At 57.4% G+C, this 14,753-nt stretch carries 13 protein-coding genes and 1 pseudogene; 5 read left to right on the top strand and 9 right to left on the bottom strand.

The features are described 5' to 3' along the window. Positions 1-24 precede the first annotated feature (24 nt). The 7 genes and pseudogenes from AC07V9_RS04020 to AC07V9_RS03990 all read right to left on the bottom strand — a co-directional run bounded on the left by AC07V9_RS04020 (position 25) and on the right by AC07V9_RS03990 (position 7,436). Positions 25-1,398, bottom strand: coding sequence for an NAD-dependent succinate-semialdehyde dehydrogenase (locus AC07V9_RS04020; RefSeq protein WP_495014401.1), 1,374 nt, complete (start codon positions 1,396-1,398; stop codon positions 25-27). A 169-nt stretch (positions 1,399-1,567) separates the two neighbouring features. Next, positions 1,568-2,362, bottom strand: coding sequence for an SDR family NAD(P)-dependent oxidoreductase (locus AC07V9_RS04015; protein WP_495014400.1), 795 nt, complete (start codon positions 2,360-2,362; stop codon positions 1,568-1,570). Positions 2,363-2,598: 236 nt separating this feature from the next. Beyond that, on the bottom strand, positions 2,599-3,579 hold the full coding sequence (locus tag AC07V9_RS04010) for an MBL fold metallo-hydrolase (protein WP_495014399.1): 981 nt from the start codon (positions 3,577-3,579) through the stop codon (positions 2,599-2,601). A 23-nt stretch (positions 3,580-3,602) separates the two neighbouring features. Further along, positions 3,603-5,048: pseudogene (locus AC07V9_RS04005) on the bottom strand (NAD(P)(+) transhydrogenase (Re/Si-specific) subunit beta). Next, the gene (locus AC07V9_RS04000) at positions 5,045-5,374 is read right to left on the bottom strand and encodes an NAD(P) transhydrogenase subunit alpha part 2 (protein ID WP_495014398.1); all 330 of its coding nucleotides are present in this window, start codon (positions 5,372-5,374) and stop codon (positions 5,045-5,047) included. Before AC07V9_RS04000 ends, AC07V9_RS04005 begins: the two are co-directional and overlap by 4 nt. Positions 5,375-5,395: 21 nt before the next feature. Then, positions 5,396-6,538, bottom strand: a complete 1,143-nt coding sequence (locus tag AC07V9_RS03995) for an NAD(P) transhydrogenase subunit alpha (RefSeq protein WP_495014397.1) — start codon at positions 6,536-6,538, stop codon at positions 5,396-5,398. A 124-nt stretch (positions 6,539-6,662) separates the two neighbouring features. Then, positions 6,663-7,436, bottom strand: coding sequence for an SDR family NAD(P)-dependent oxidoreductase (locus AC07V9_RS03990; RefSeq protein WP_495014396.1), 774 nt, complete (start codon positions 7,434-7,436; stop codon positions 6,663-6,665). A 235-nt stretch (positions 7,437-7,671) separates the two neighbouring features. On the opposite strand from AC07V9_RS03990, the gene AC07V9_RS03985 reads away from it, so the two are divergent. Continuing rightward, positions 7,672-8,622, top strand: coding sequence for a GlxA family transcriptional regulator (locus AC07V9_RS03985; RefSeq protein ID WP_495014395.1), 951 nt, complete (start codon positions 7,672-7,674; stop codon positions 8,620-8,622). 67 nt (positions 8,623-8,689) lie between these two features. On the opposite strand, the gene AC07V9_RS03980 is transcribed toward AC07V9_RS03985, so the two are convergent. Further along, positions 8,690-8,947, bottom strand: a complete 258-nt coding sequence (locus tag AC07V9_RS03980) for a twin-arginine translocation signal domain-containing protein (protein ID WP_495014394.1) — start codon at positions 8,945-8,947, stop codon at positions 8,690-8,692. A gap of 190 nt (positions 8,948-9,137) precedes the next feature. Further along, positions 9,138-10,937, bottom strand: coding sequence for an IlvD/Edd family dehydratase (locus AC07V9_RS03975; RefSeq protein WP_495014576.1), 1,800 nt, complete (start codon positions 10,935-10,937; stop codon positions 9,138-9,140). Between the two features lie 270 nt (positions 10,938-11,207). Here AC07V9_RS03975 and AC07V9_RS03970 point away from each other — a divergent pair, with 270 nt between their 5' ends. From AC07V9_RS03970 to AC07V9_RS03955, 4 genes are all read left to right on the top strand, one after another. Beyond that, positions 11,208-12,260, top strand: a complete 1,053-nt coding sequence (locus AC07V9_RS03970; protein ID WP_495014393.1) for a LacI family DNA-binding transcriptional regulator — start codon at positions 11,208-11,210, stop codon at positions 12,258-12,260. Between the two features lie 93 nt (positions 12,261-12,353). Further along, complete coding sequence (locus AC07V9_RS03965; protein WP_495014392.1) at positions 12,354-13,250, top strand: SMP-30/gluconolactonase/LRE family protein; 897 nt, start codon at positions 12,354-12,356, stop codon at positions 13,248-13,250. A 767-nt stretch (positions 13,251-14,017) separates the two neighbouring features. Beyond that, a complete protein-coding gene (locus AC07V9_RS03960) occupies positions 14,018-14,356 on the top strand; it encodes a hypothetical protein (protein ID WP_495014391.1) in 339 nt (112 codons plus the stop codon). Positions 14,357-14,404: 48 nt separating this feature from the next. Continuing rightward, positions 14,405-14,707 carry an ArsR/SmtB family transcription factor gene (locus AC07V9_RS03955; protein ID WP_495014390.1) on the top strand — a complete coding sequence of 101 codons (303 nt, stop codon included), beginning with the start codon at positions 14,405-14,407 and terminating at the stop codon, positions 14,705-14,707. Positions 14,708-14,753 lie beyond the last annotated feature (46 nt).

Here is a 14,753-nt window from a genome sequence, read left to right as displayed (position 1 = left end):
ACGCCGCGGGAGTACTCAAGAGAATCAAGCTTTGGCGACAAGCACCAGTTTCTGGTTGACGAACTCTTTGATGCCCAACTCGGAAAGTTCGCGGCCATAACCGGAGCGTTTAACACCACCAAAAGGCAACTCAGGTGCAGTGCTTGAGAAGGTGTTGATCCAAACGGCGCCGGTCTCGATGCGCGAAGCCAGCGACTTGGCGCGTTCGATGTTCTTCGAGAAGACCACGCCCGACAGGCCGTAGTTGGAGTCGTTGGCCAATTCGACGATCTCGTCGTCGGTCTTGACGACGTAGACCTGAGCGACTGGACCGAAGAACTCTTCAAAATACGCTGGGTTGTCGCGGGTGACATTTGTCAGGATCGCAGGCTCGAAGAAGTGACCTGGCAGATCCACCACACCGGCACCGTATTGCAGGGTTGCGCCGTTGCTGACAGCGGCCTTGACCTGTTTGATCAGACCATCACGGGCGCCAGCCGACGACAGTGGGCCGAGGGTGGTGGTTTCGTCCAGCGGGTCTCCGATCTTCACGGCCTTGAAGGCAGCGGTGAGTTTACTCAGGAACGCGTCAGCCACTTCTTCGCGGACGACGAAGCGCTTGGCACCGATGCACTCCTGACCGGCAACGTGCATACGCGAGAACGTACCGACCTCGACCGCCTTGTCCAAGTCGCTGTCTTCCAGCACCACGAACACGTCGTTGCCTCCCATTTCGAGGGTGGACTTCTTCAGGTATTTGCCCGCTTGGGCGGCAATCACACTCCCTGCGCCTTCCGAACCGGTCATGGCCGCGCCCTGAACCCGAGGGTCGGCGATCAGCGTGCCGATCTGGTCAGCCGTGACAAACAGGTTGGTCCAGGCGCCTTTCGGTGCGCCCGCTTCAGTCACCAGTGCTTCGAAGACACTGGCGCAATGCGGAACTATACTCGCGTGCTTGGCAACGATCGGGTTGCCTGCGGCCATGTTAGGGGCCAGTACACGCATCAGTTGATAGAACGGGAAGTTCCAGGGTTCGACGGCAACCAGGACGCCGATAGGGTGATGTTCGATCCACGCATCGCCTTGGTTGGTCTGGATGCTCACCGGGGCCAGGAAGCGCTCTGCGTTGTCGGCATAGAACCGTGCGATCTGTGCCACGACCTGCAGCTCGCCACGGCTTTCGCCGATCAGCTTGCCCATCTCCAGGGTGATGATTCGGGCCAGCTCTTCATTGCGCGCATCGATCAGGTCGGCCAGCTTGCGCAGCACCGCCAGGCGGGGCTGGATGGAGCCTTTTGACCATTGCGATTTGTACAGACGGTGCGCGGACGCCAGGGCGTCTTCGACCTGCGCATCGGTGTGGTTCGGCCAGGTTTTGACCAGGTGGTTGGTGGTCGGGTTGATCGTTTGATAAGCCATTGCAAACTCCGATTTTTGAGTGAACGAATCCTCGGCGCCGAAAAGGTCGGCGCCTTGAGAGGACTGACTGTCGATCTGCTCCCGAAGGAGCCAAGGATGGCTCGGTGCCGAAGGGTGGGCCAACTGGGTGGCCTCCCCCCCCGGTTTCGCGAACGAAGAGGCGGTGGGACTAAACGCCGTAACGAGCCCCAGGTTTTGCGTTGCTGAATTTTTTCGAGATCGCGCGGCGACCTTCTTCCCACTGAGTCCAATCCTGAGCATCAGCATCTTGCAGGCCGGGAATGGTGACCAACTCGCCTTGATCCAGACCGGCCAGCGCGGCGTCAACCAGGTCGGAGGCACGCATGGTGTTGGCACCTTCCTTCTGCGGCGCGTAACCGGCAACGTCCCAGAAATCAGTGGCGGTAGCGCCTGGCAATACGCTCTGGATGCGAACGCCTTTGTCGGCCAGGTCACGTTGCAGTGTGTGACCGAAGCTCAGTACGTAGGATTTCGAAGCGCTGTAGACGCCGTTGAGCATTTCGACGGCGATGCCGACCACCGAGGAAATGTTAACGATGGTGCCTGTGCCGCGAGCGACGAAAGCCGGTGCCACTGCATAGGTCAGGCGGGTGAGCGCAGTGATGTTCAAGGCGATCATCGCGTCCATTTCGTCAGCGTTGTCTTTCAGAATCGAAGCGACGGAACCGACACCGGCGTTGTTGACCAGAAGCGTGATGCTGGCGTCTTCACGCAGGACTTTCTCGACCTGCTTGAGCGAATCCTTGTTGGCCAGATCGGCTGCCAGGGTAGTGATGGTGCGACCCGGTACTGCGATTTTGGCTGCCACTTCTTTCAGAAGTTTTTCGTTGCGTGCAACCAGAATCAGGTCATAGCCGCGCTTGATCAGACGATCAGCGTAAATGGCGCCGATACCTGCGGAAGCGCCAGTGATCAGTGCGGTGCCTTTAGATGAAGTGCTCATGGTGGTTCTCCAGAAGTTTGTTGGGCCGAAAGAGTCGGTAGAGAAAGAGTACGGCTTACCCTGAAAAGCTTAAATGTCAGATATCCAACGTTTTAGGACAACGTCACTATTGACCGAAAAGAGGTGTTTTGGCGGCTGAAAAAGCGCGCGCCACATGGGCCGCACGCACAAAAAAAGAGGGCGCGAATGAATGCGCCCTCTTCTGCTTGTAACCCTTCAGTGGCGGGTGGAATGCCTCAGCGGCCTCGCTGCAACTGGTCGAACACTTGCGCCACAAAGCGGTCTGCACTGGTCCCGGTGCCATCCGGCTGGTGGTCAAGACCACCAGGGATCTTGCTGTTGTAAGGGGCCGTCACTTTGGCAGCGATTACGTCTGCGCGACTGTTTCCGGCTGCGATCAGACGCCTGATGCGCTCTTCCACCGCCACGATCATTTCGCGGTAGGCAACAATGTCGGAGCGGTGATAGACAGTGCCATGGCCCGGCACCAGAAGCGTGTCCGGCCCCGCCAGCTCGGCGGTCTGATCCAGCGCTTCAAGCATGCCTTCCACGGTCCCGCCATTCTCGACGTCGATGTAGGGGTACCCGTAGTTGCGGAAGAAGTCGCCCGTCATAATGACGTTGGCATTCTCGAACCGAACGATTGTGTCGCCCCCCGTGTGGGCGGGTCGCACAATAATCAGGTCGATAACTTCTCCGTTCATGCGTATCTTGACTGGAGCGCCTGCGCCGTACGTCACGGTAGGCAATCTCGCGAGACTTTCCTGCGACGCCCCATCCGTCGCGGATGCGAACTGTTCGGACAACTCGTTGCGTTCTTCTTCACGCGCGAAAAGCAACGCGCCCGCCTTGACAATGTTGCCGCGGCCGCCGGTGTGATCCCGGTGCAAGTGCGTGTTGACCAGGTACCGAACTGGCTCTGGGCTGATCGCCTTGATCGTGGCGAGCAGCTTATTGGAGAGCTGGGCGTAGGACGCATCGACCATTAGCACGCCCTGAGGACCGACCAGCACGCCTACTCGGCCACCTGCAGCATCGGGATGAGACGGGTCCATTCCCGGCGAACCGGTCAGCGCGTATACATTTGGTGCGAGCTGCGTTGTGGTGAAGCTGATTTTGTCGAAATCGATGTGCTGAACAGGCAGCGCCGCCTGGACTGCTTCGCAGATGGTCAACGTCGCGATCGGGGTCAACAGGATGTGTCTTAACAGAGTCATCTGAATGCTCCGGGGTTGTCGTTTCAGTCCACAGCCTTGGTCATGTCTTCGATCACTTTCTTCCCATCGCCGAACACCATCAGGGTTTTGTCCAGATAGAACAGATCGTTATCCAGACCGGCATACCCGGCCGCCATCGAACGCTTGTTGACGATGATGGTGCGCGCTTTGTACGCCTCCAGAATCGGCATGCCGGAGATCGGCGAACTCGGGTCATTCTTGGCTGCCGGGTTCACCACGTCGTTGGCCCCCAGCACGAGCACGACGTCGGTCTGTCCGAACTCCATGTTGATTTCTTCCATCTAGTGCACCTGCTCGTAGGGCACTTCGGCCTCGGCCAGCAGCACGTTCATGTGGCCGGGCATGCGTCCTGCCACCGGGTGAATGGCATAGCGAACGTCCACTCCCTTGGCCGTCAGCAACGCGGTCAACTCTTTAAGCGAGTGCTGAGCACGCGCCACTGCGAGGCCGTAACCCGGCACGATCACCACACTCTGGGCATTGCTCAACATGAACGCGGCGTCTTCTGCCGAGCCCGATTTCACGGGACGCTCGGCCTGCTCGACATCGGCAGCACCGCCACCGGCCGTGTTACCGAAGCCGCCCAGCAGCACGTTCAGGAACGAGCGATTCATGGCCTTGCACATAATGTAGGACAAGATCGCTCCTGAAGACCCCACCAGCGAACCGGCGATGATCAGCATCGGGTTGTTCAACGAGAAGCCGATGCCCGCTGCCGCCCAACCCGAATAAGAGTTGAGCATCGACACCACGACGGGCATGTCAGCGCCGCCAATAGGGATGATGATGAGCAGGCCCAACGCCAGGGCCGCGAACGTCATCAGCACGAACGGCAGCCAGGCCTGGGTTACGACAAACGTGAGGCCCAAAGCCAGTGCGATCAACGCCACGATCAGGTTGAAGGTGTGCTGAAACGGGAAGCGAACCGGAGCGCCTTTGAACAGCCGGAAGTTGTAGCGACCGGAGAGCTTGCCGAACGCGATGATCGAGCCGGTGAAGGTGACGGCCCCGACAAACGCGCCGAGGAACAACTCGACCCGGTTGCCCCGAGGAATGCCGACGCCCGCTTCGCTCGATCCGAATACGCTCGGTTCGGACACCACGGCATAAGCGATACACACCGCCGCCAGACCGATCAGCGAATGCATGCCCGCCACCAGCTCAGGCATTTTGGTCATTTCCACCCGAGCGGACAGCACCGCACCGATACCGCCGCCCACAACCAGAGACAACACCGACCGGCCCAAGCCCACCTGGATATCACCGCTCCCCTCTGTCATGGCCTGAAAGCGAATCATGGCCAGCGTGGTGAGCACAGCTATGGTCATCCCGGCCATGCCGAATGCGTTGCCGATGAGCGCTGTTTTAGGATTGGACAGGCCTTTCAACGCTTGAATGAAACACACCGAGGCAATGAGATAGAGCAAAGTAACAATATTCGGACTCATGACCGTGGCGCCTTTTCACGAGGGATCTGAAGTGCGGGGGCTTTTTTCTTGAACATTTCCAACATCCGGCGGGTAACCAGAAAGCCGCCGAAGACGTTGATAGACGCGAGCAGAACCCCGAGCGCCCCAAACAACTGTCCAAACCTGGTCGAAGTAAGACCAACAGCCAACATCGCTCCAACAATGACAATGGCGGAAATGGCATTTGTAACCGCCATTAGCGGGGTATGAAATGCCGGGGTGACATTCCAGACAACGTGGTAGCCCACATAAATGGCGAGTAAAAAAATGATCAGATTAATGATGCCGTGATTGACGATTTCCATAATGCATTACTCGTTAAGTGATTAAAGGGTCCGCAACACCTGACCATCACGGGCAAACAGCGTCGCCGCGACGATAGGGTCAGCCGGATCAATAGAAACAGTGGCATCCGGGTCTGTAATCAATGCCAGGAAGTTAAGGAGGTTGCGGGCATACAATTCGGAAGCGTCTGTTGCCAACATGGACGCAAAGTTGGTGTGCCCTACCAGGCGGACGCCATGGCGAACGACCACTTTGTCGGCTTCCGTCAGTGGGCAGTTGCCACCAGCGCGGCCCTGGTACTGCGCCCCTCGCCCCGCGGCCAAATCGACAATGATCGAACCCGGCTTCATCTTTTCAACGGTGTGCTCATGAATCAACGTCGGTGCGGTGCGACCTGGAATCAGCGCCGTAGAGATGATGATGTCGGCCTGAATGGCGCGCTGATGCACCAGTGCCGATTGACGCTCCAGCCAGGAGCCCGGCATGGGCCGTGCATAACCGCCGACACCCACAGCCGCTTCTCTCTCCTCGTCCGTTTCGTAAGGCACGTCTAGAAACTTGGCGCCCAGCGACTCAATCTGTTCTTTCGCCGCAGGCCGGACGTCCGAAGCTTCGACCACGGCCTCCAAGCGTTTGGCGGTGGCAATCGCCTGCAAACCTGCCACTCCAGCGCCCAATATGAGGATTCTGGCAGCCTTGACGGTCCCGACGGCCGTCATCAACATCGGCACGAAACGCTGATACATGCTCATGGCTACCAGCGTCGCCTTGTAACCGGCGATATTGGCCTGCGAGGAAAGCACATCCATACTTTGGGCCCGCGTCGTATGAGGCGCGGCTTCCAGCGAGAAGACAGTCAACCCGGCGTCAGCCAGCGCGCGCATGTTGGAGGCGTTGAAGGGGTCGAGCATGCCGATGACGACAGTGCCGGGTTTCATCAGGCGCAGTTCATCGTCTTCTGGCGAATGCACTTTCAATACTGTTTGCGCGCCGAACGCGGCATCGGCCTCAACGAGGGTCGCCCCCGCTGCGGCATAGGCACTGTCTGGAAAGTGCGCCGCAGCGCCCGCGCCACTTTCGACCCGCAGCGAATGCCCCAGATTGACGAGTTTCTTCACCGTATCGGGGGTGGCGGCTACCCGCATTTCATTCGGCCGTATTTCAGCCGGCACTCCAATGTTCATATACGCACACTCTGATTAACAGGGACGACGGATCGTCTCCTTGCAGTTAAAAGGGGAAGTTCTTTTGATTAACTGTGAACTGCACTGCACCGGTTGCCGATGCAACTAACGTAACAACGTCTTATCAGGGGTAACTTGAACGGCGAAGAAACCGGTATAACCCATCGGCACCCATTGAAATGACCCAATCCGAATCCTCCATTCCCGGCGTGGTCATGAATTCATTTCGATCCAGTCCGGCCAATGCCGCTTTCACAAAAGCATCGGCCTTGGAACAGTTACAGGTACTGATCCCGGAATAAGGAGTCGACTCAATGTCAGTGCCCGCGCTGGCAGAGGCAGGCATCACGGTTTGAATCCTGACGCCCTGGCCCACCAGTCCTTTCCTGAGTGACTGTGAATACGCCAGCACAAACGCCCTGATGCCCTCATAGACACTGCCCAGTAAAAACGGCGAATCACTCACGTTGTCCGTGACTTGAATGATCGTGCCGCCCCGGCGTGCCACCAACTTTGGAACCAGCGCACAAGTGAGACGGGCGACTGCCGTGATGTTCAGGCCAATAAGGCGCTCCAGCGCGATCGAGTCGATCACTGGGGCTAGCGTCGAGTAATCGATGCTGACGTTGTTGACCAGCAGGGTGATGCTGGAGTCCGTCCGCAACACTGTTTCAACCGTAGCCAGCCCATCCGACGTCCCCAGGTCTGCTTCGACCACCTCAAAGCTGCGGCCCGTTCGGGTCGTCAGCTGTGAAGCCATTTCGTACAGTGGTGCGCGGTGACGGGCGACTAAAATGATGTCGTAGCCCCGCTCCGCGAGCCGACAGGCATAACGCGCACCGATGCCCACTGAAGCGTCAGCAATCAGCGCGGTGCCCCTATGTACGGAATCATGCATCTCTTCATCTCTCGTAGACCGGCGCAGTGCTCAAGCTGGATCGATGATAAGGAGCCTAAATTGCGTCTTCAATGACAGATATCCATCCTTTTGAGTCGTAGTCCGGAACATTGGATATTCACGTTGATCGCATCGCGCCACCGATAGCACGGCATGAAAAACTGTGAGAACATGACCCGAAATTAGACCATACAACCTTTTACGACACGTCACGTGTCTGACGGGAGCGCAAACGATGATTCGTGTCGGACTGGTGATTTACCCTGGCTTTCAGGTGCTGGGGCTTGCTGTATCGGCGGTATTCGAAACAGCGAACGACATGAACGGCCCGTCGTACGACCTTGCAGTGGTGTCCGAACACGGCGGCATCGTTCGGTCTTCCCTCGGGTTCGGGATGGAAACGACGTCGTTCAAGGACGCCCATTACGACACGCTGATCGTCATTGGCAACAATCAAACTGACAACGTCTCCGCAGGACTGCTGGACTTCCTGCGCTCGTCGGTTACCACCACCAAACGCATTACGGCGGTCTGCACCGGCGCGTTCGTCGTCGCTCAGGCGGGCCTGCTGGACGGACGTCGCGCCACCACCCACTGGGCCCACGCCCGCGAATTCCGCTCAAGTTTTCCGGACGTTCACCTGGAAGAAGACCGGATTTTCGTCATCGATGGTGCCGTATGGACATCGGCAGGCATGACCGCCGGCATAGACCTCGCGCTGGCCATTCTGGAAAAGGATCTAGGCACCACACTGGCTCGCAACGTGGCCAAGAAAATGGTCGTTCACCACCGTCGCTCCGGGGGCCAGTCACAGTTTTCGACCCTACTGGAGCTCGATCCCAAAACCGACCGCATCCAGACCACGCTGGTCTATGCGAAGGAAAACCTTGCCTCTGAATTGTCGGTCGAGGAACTGGCCGGAGTCGCTCACCTGAGCCCTCGGCAATTCAGCCGGATTTTCCGCGATGAAACCGGACAGTCTCCTGCCAAGGCCATTGAACATATGCGCGTCGAAGCGGCGCGGATCATGATGGAAGAAGGCCGATACTCCCTCGACATCATTGCCCGCGACTGCGGATTCGGTGACCGCGAGCGCATGAGACGCTCCTTCCTGCGGGCCTTCAATCAGTCCCCTCAAGCGATCAAACGCATCACTGAAGCACAGATGGTCGATATTTCGGCCTGATCCCCCTCGCCTGACACCTCCCCCCTCGCGATACGCGAGGTAAAGCGGGCCGCCCATGACCTCCCGGTCATCCGCGCGTCCGCGTCTGCACGTCCGCTTTCCGCTGGGCGCCCCCTTCATCACCTCCGCCCCTGCGCCGCCACGAGGTCCATTGCTGAATCCAGTCATCGTCGTGATAGGTCTCCCATGTGAAGATGGTGATCTGCTCACCCGCAGCATACGCAAGGGGAGCCATGTCACCCAATAGAGCCACCGCCCCAACCGTAGCGCCTGCCTTGAGCAAATTGCGTCGGGAAATCGTCAGAGAATCCTTGAAGTCTTTCATTGTTATACCTCGTACGTTCGCTGGGCTGCGAAGCTCGCAGACAAGACATGTAGCAATGGCAGCCATCAACGTTAACGACCGGGCTGTGGAGGCCCGCTCGGGTGTGTGTTGTTATTGTTCTAACCGGGTACTGAACTTCATCATCTGATACTGATGTTTCTTTTTCTTGGTGTATGGCGACTCGCTCACCTCAATGGTTGTTGCGTGGAATACCTTTGGTGCGTGCAATCTGCTGGTACTTGAGCGCCGGGATCAACACCATCCCTTCGTCCAGCTGAGCCACCATAGCTCGCTGGATCTCCTGCCACGGCGTTTGGCTCTGCGGATAGACATAGCCTCCTACCGCAGCCAGTTCAGCGGCGCGAAGTTGCAGTTGTTCATCACTGAGCAACACGTCCGCAGTACCGGTGTTCAGGTCGATCCGGATCAGGTCGCCCGACTTCACCAGCGCCAGCGCGCCACCAACGGCCGCTTCGGGCGACGCGTTGAGGATTGACGGCGAGCCGGAGGTTCCCGACTGGCGACCATCACCCAGGCACGGCAAGGTGTGGATGCCGCGCTTCAACAGATAAGCTGGCGGCTGCATGTTCACCACCTCAGCGGCGCCCGGGTAGCCGATAGGCCCGGTGCCTCGCATGATCAGAATCGTCGACTCTCCCAGATCCAGCGCCGGGTCGTCGATACGGGCGTGATAGTCCTCTGGACCATCAAACACCTGAGCGATACCTTCAAACGCATTCGGGTCATGGGGGTTCGACAGGTAGCGATCTTGGAACTCGCGTGAAATCCCGCTGGTTTTCATGATCGCGCTATCGAACAGATTACCGCGCAGGTTGATGAAACCGGATTTTGCCTTTATCGGGTTTTCCATTGAGCGGATAACGTCCGGCAGGAAGTTCTCGACCGAGGCGCAGTTCTCACCGATGCTCCGGCCGTTGACCGTCAGCGCATCGGGGTAAGGCAGAGCGCCCGCCTTGAGTAGTTCGGCGACGACCGCCGGGACGCCACCGGCACGGAAATAATCCTCGCCCAGGTATTCGCCCACCGGCTGCAGGTTGACCAGCAACGGCACCTCATAGCCGATACGTTGCCAATCGTCATTGCTTAGTTCGACACCGACATGGCGGGCGATGGCGTTCAAGTGGATCGGCGCGTTGGTCGAGCCGCCGATGGCCGAGTTGACCACGATGGCGTTTTCGAACGCCTGACGGGTCATGATCTGCGACGGCTTCAGGTCTTCGCGCACCATTTCGACAATACGCTTGCCGGTTTCAAAGGCGTTTTGCCCACGTTCTCTGTAGGCCGCCGGTATGGCCGCCCCGCCCGGCAGTTCCATGCCTAGCACTTCGGCCAGCGAGTTCATGGTAGTAGCCGTGCCCATGGTGTTACAGACGCCCGGCGAGGTTGCCGACGACTCCACCGCCTGCATGAATTGCTCGTAGTCGATTTCACCCGCCGACAGCCGCTCCCGGGATTTCCATACGATAGTGCCGGAGCCGGTACGATCGCCGCGGTGCCAACCGTTGAGCATCGGGCCGACCGACAGGGCGATGGCCGGAATGTCTACCGTCGCTGCGCCCATCAGCATCGCTGGGGTGGTTTTGTCGCAGCCGATGGTCAGCACCACGCCGTCCAACGGATAACCATAGAGCAACTCGACAAGCCCTAGGTACGCGAGGTTACGATCCAGTGCCGCGCCAGGGCGCTTGCCGGTTTCCTGAATCGGGTGCACCGGAAACTCCAATGGAATGCCCCCGGCCGCGATGATGCCGTCGCGCACCCGCTTCGCCAGTTCAATGTGGTGACGATTGCAGGGCGATAGGTCCGACCCCGTTTGCGCGATTCCGATGATGGGTTTACCCGACTGCAGCTCCGAACGCGTCAGCCCGAAATTTAGGTAGCGCTCTAGGTAAATCGCGGTCATGCCGGGGTTAGCAGGATTGTCGAACCATTCCTGAGACCGGAGCTTCTTCGTCATGTGGCTCGAGATGTTGGAGTTTTTTTTCATCACTACTCAACTTTAACGATTAAGTTAAATCACGTTTATATCGCCGCACGCATCAGCGCTATAACGATCTGGAACAGGGGTTCATCCAAGCGATTCGCCGGCTCACTGCACTGTGAGTGGCCGTTACCGGCCTTTGCCGACGGTTGCGAGCTGATTTCCTTTAACGTATAAGTTTCTCTACGAAAAAAAAACAGCAGGCCGCTGATGGCCTCATTTTTACGCCTAAGAATTTGCAGCGTCAAGGGGGCAAATATGACGAACACACGAACGATGATTTCCTCGAAACGGCCCTCTTTGCGCGACGTCGCCAAGCTGGCCGGGGTCTCTGCCGCTGCCGTTTCGTACGTGGTCAACGGGCGAAAAGGCGAAGTCGGTCCGCAAGCCATGGAACGTATCGAGGCTGCCATCAAGCAGTTGAAATACCAGCCACAACGACGCGGCATCAGCCTCAAATACAACCGCGAGTTCGCCATCGGCCTGGTCATTGTCGACCCCGACCCCAACTTCCTCGCCGACCCCTTCACCACTCAGGTCGCCACCGGCTTGAGCACCACGCTGGTCGACCCCGGGTACGGACTAACCGTGACCGGGTGCCGAACCTTGGGTGACCTGGAAAAACTGCTCAAACGGCCGATCGGCGTCGATGCCTTCGTGGTCATTGCTTCGGGCCCCAAGAATATGCGCGAGCAGGTCTATTCGATGCTGAGTGACAGCAACCTGCCCGTCATTGTGATCCAGGAATCCCTCGATGCCTCCCTGGACGACATCTGCTCAGTGTTCCAGAACGACTTCGAAGGCGGCCGACGTCTGACTCAGCACCTGATCGATGGTGGTGCCAGTGAATTTCTGTTCGTGGCCCCGTCCCGCGACTGGCCGGCCATCGAACGTCGTGAAAAAGGTATCCATTCGGCGCTGACAGACCGCTGTTCGCTCACCAAGGTGCTGTGTGACGAGCAGGACCTCTTCGGCACCATGGCTGTCGTCACCCAATACCTGAGCGGGGCTCCCCTGCCCCACGCCATCATTGGCGCCAACGACCAGATCGCCGTCGCTGTGCTGCGTGCCCTGGATGAAATGGGCATCTCTGTCCCCAGCCAGACTCAGGTCACCGGCTACAACGATTTTTCCTTTCGCAACTACGTCACACCGCTGCTCACCACGGTAACCTCCAACGCCAATGCGATAGGCCGCAGTGCAGCTCTGGCCATTCTTGAACGTCTCGAGTCCGGTACCTTCGCACTGCAGACCATTCAACTGCCGGTGGTGCTCAATCCGGGAAAGACCACACGGTACGACAGCGCATGACCTCATGACGCAAGGTGGTTGTACCGTACTTTTTGCTGCGCCTGAATGCTTGACCCACTCACCCCTCATCCCTGTCAGGGCAAGGAATGCGATATGAAACACTCAATCCCTAAGTGCATCGCGGTAGTCGGTGATCGCTGTGGCGAAGGGGCCGTCTGGTCCGCCACTGAAAACGCCATTTATTGGGTGGACATCAATCGATTCTTGATCCATCGGCTAGACTACCCCGCGCTGGCACTTAAGACCTGGACCTTTTCGGAACCCGTCACGGCATTGGCGCTGACGCACGACGACAGCCGCATGCTGGTATCTCTCGCTTCCCGCCTTATCTGGTGGTGGCCCGCATCCGATGAGCGCGCTGAGCATGGCTTTGTATTACCGGAGTCACCGGCGGCACGTCTCAACGATGGCCGCGCCGATCCGCAGGGCAATTTCTGGGTAGGGTCGATGTTCAACAACGTTGATGCCCAAGGCGCCAGCATGCTTGGCGGCGGTTCACCCGGAGTGCTGTATCGCGTCGACGCCTCGGGTAGGGCGAACGCCAGATTGCGCGATATCGAGATTTCCAACACATTGTGCTGGAGCCCAGACGGCAGCCTCTTCTATTTCGCCGATACCCTGAAAAACGAAATTCGCGCGTATGACTATGATGCTGCCAGAGGCGATATCACCGGAACCAGTACGCCTTTTTTTGCCGGTTACGAGCGCGGTCTACCCGACGGTTCAGCAATTGACCGCGACGGCTACCTGTGGAACTGCCGGTATGGCGGCCACGGCATCGCGCGTATTGCACCAGACGGTCAACTGGACCGCTTCATCGAACTCCCCACCGCCAATCCGACCACCTGTACTTTCGGCGGGTCGGATTTGAGCATCCTGTTCGTGACATCGGCGGCCTACGACACCGTTCCGGGAGATCGACTAGCTGGATCTCTCTGGTCGATCCAGACAGACACCTGCGGGCTGGCTGAAAACAAGGTTCTAGCGTGAACACCAAAAAATTGCGCAGTATTAACCCTTACTGCAGCGGAGAGGCCATTGCTCGCATCACGTCCAAACTAAGAAATTAAACTCATCATTTTTACCGATCGAGTGATTTTCCATCGGCTAACACGCAGAACAAAAGCCTCGCTGCATTGACGTAAAACTGCTCACGTGAGTATTCCAGCCAAGGCAGGGTTCGTTGAAATCGGATGCCAGACCGCCTGCATCCGATTCTCATACCAAGGTGCTCTGCTTCTCTCCGATCTTGCCGCCACATCTGAATTTTCATTCAAATCTTTCACACCTCATCATCCCTATCGAAATGACTGCAGCGACCCTCAGACGGAACAAGTCATCAGCCTCTACTGCGATCTGCCCAATCCAATGTCCTTTCAATCCTTGCACTTGGTCTCGATTACACCGTCCTACTGCTTCGGCATAGCCACCATCATGAGTCTCGCGCCACTGCATCAGCTGCATAGCGTGATGTGCGAGACCAAGCTTTCGTCGAAAAAAAAAGTGAAGCTCATATTTACATATCGCTAATTCTAGATATTATCGAGTCATGGGATTGCCGAGATGGCCAAGCCATCCGGTCCCTCTTAGCTGTCAGTATTGATGCTGAACTTGCTCAAGCCTGACGCATAGTCGCTGGGGTATTCCGAGCACAATCAGGCGATGATCGTCTGGTGCAAGGAGATGTAGCGCTCCAGGATCCATTCTGTTATATCGAGATATAGCGATATCTAATATAAACGATACGAGAAGAAACCATGATAATTCAATTGCTGTTTGGCTTGTCGATATCCCTTCTGGCAGGTAGCGCTGCTGCTTCGCAAGCTCCCTACCAAACTGCTTCGTCGGTGGTGGCTCATCATTCTGTGTTCAAACAGGCTGTTGCAACTGACGATTTCGATCGTATTTTGCAAGGTCAAGCTTTGGCCGAAGGCGGCAGTGACCGCCTGCAGGAAAATCGCCTGAAAGGGAAGAATCGGTCCGCGCACCAGGGCCATGAATCTACCCAATCAGGCCAGACGTTAGCTTCCGACGGCTTTGAACGCACACCATTGGGTCGAAAGCTTGCTGAAAAAAATGGCGAATCGCGAGGTTAAAATTCCTTCTCGCATTGACATATCGCTAAATATAGATATCCTGACGTTATGGAAATGATCGAAGTGTTCAAAGCCCTCTCCAATCCCACGCGCCTTCAGATTTTGAAAGGCCTGAAGGATCCTGTTAACAGTTTTCCTCCGCAAGATGAGGGTGACGTTCTTACAGTGGGCGTTTGCGTCAGCAGCATCCAGGAAGGCGTCGGTTTGTCGCAGTCTACGGTATCTGGCTACCTTGCAACTCTGCAGCGAGTTGGATTGGTTGAAGTCAGGCGCATTGGACAGTGGACCTATTACAAGCGCAATGAAGCCGCTATCAAAGCCTTGGCTGAAGTAGTGCAGAAAGAGCTGTAATTTTTTATTCAACGATATCGAAATACCTCGATATCCCAATTTATAG

This window comes from Pseudomonas sp. GW821-FHT02A11, assembly GCF_059421985.1.
The sequence above is the reverse complement of the archived record's forward strand: the minus strand, read 5'-3'. Positions and strand labels throughout refer to the sequence as shown.

Coding starts and splice junctions, on each gene's coding strand:
- AC07V9_RS03990 (WP_495014396.1), bottom strand. CDS start 7,436: ATGCATGATTCCGTACATAGGGGCACCGCGCTGATTGCTGACGCTTCA.
- AC07V9_RS04020 (WP_495014401.1), bottom strand. CDS start 1,398: ATGGCTTATCAAACGATCAACCCGACCACCAACCACCTGGTCAAAACC.
- AC07V9_RS04015 (WP_495014400.1), bottom strand. CDS start 2,362: ATGAGCACTTCATCTAAAGGCACCGCACTGATCACTGGCGCTTCCGCA.
- AC07V9_RS03980 (WP_495014394.1), bottom strand. CDS start 8,947: ATGAAAGACTTCAAGGATTCTCTGACGATTTCCCGACGCAATTTGCTC.
- AC07V9_RS04000 (WP_495014398.1), bottom strand. CDS start 5,374: ATGGAAATCGTCAATCACGGCATCATTAATCTGATCATTTTTTTACTC.
- AC07V9_RS03965 (WP_495014392.1), top strand. CDS start 12,354: ATGAAACACTCAATCCCTAAGTGCATCGCGGTAGTCGGTGATCGCTGT.
- AC07V9_RS04010 (WP_495014399.1), bottom strand. CDS start 3,579: ATGACTCTGTTAAGACACATCCTGTTGACCCCGATCGCGACGTTGACC.
- AC07V9_RS03960 (WP_495014391.1), top strand. CDS start 14,018: ATGATAATTCAATTGCTGTTTGGCTTGTCGATATCCCTTCTGGCAGGT.
- AC07V9_RS03970 (WP_495014393.1), top strand. CDS start 11,208: ATGACGAACACACGAACGATGATTTCCTCGAAACGGCCCTCTTTGCGC.
- AC07V9_RS03995 (WP_495014397.1), bottom strand. CDS start 6,538: ATGAACATTGGAGTGCCGGCTGAAATACGGCCGAATGAAATGCGGGTA.
- AC07V9_RS03955 (WP_495014390.1), top strand. CDS start 14,405: ATGGAAATGATCGAAGTGTTCAAAGCCCTCTCCAATCCCACGCGCCTT.
- AC07V9_RS03985 (WP_495014395.1), top strand. CDS start 7,672: ATGATTCGTGTCGGACTGGTGATTTACCCTGGCTTTCAGGTGCTGGGG.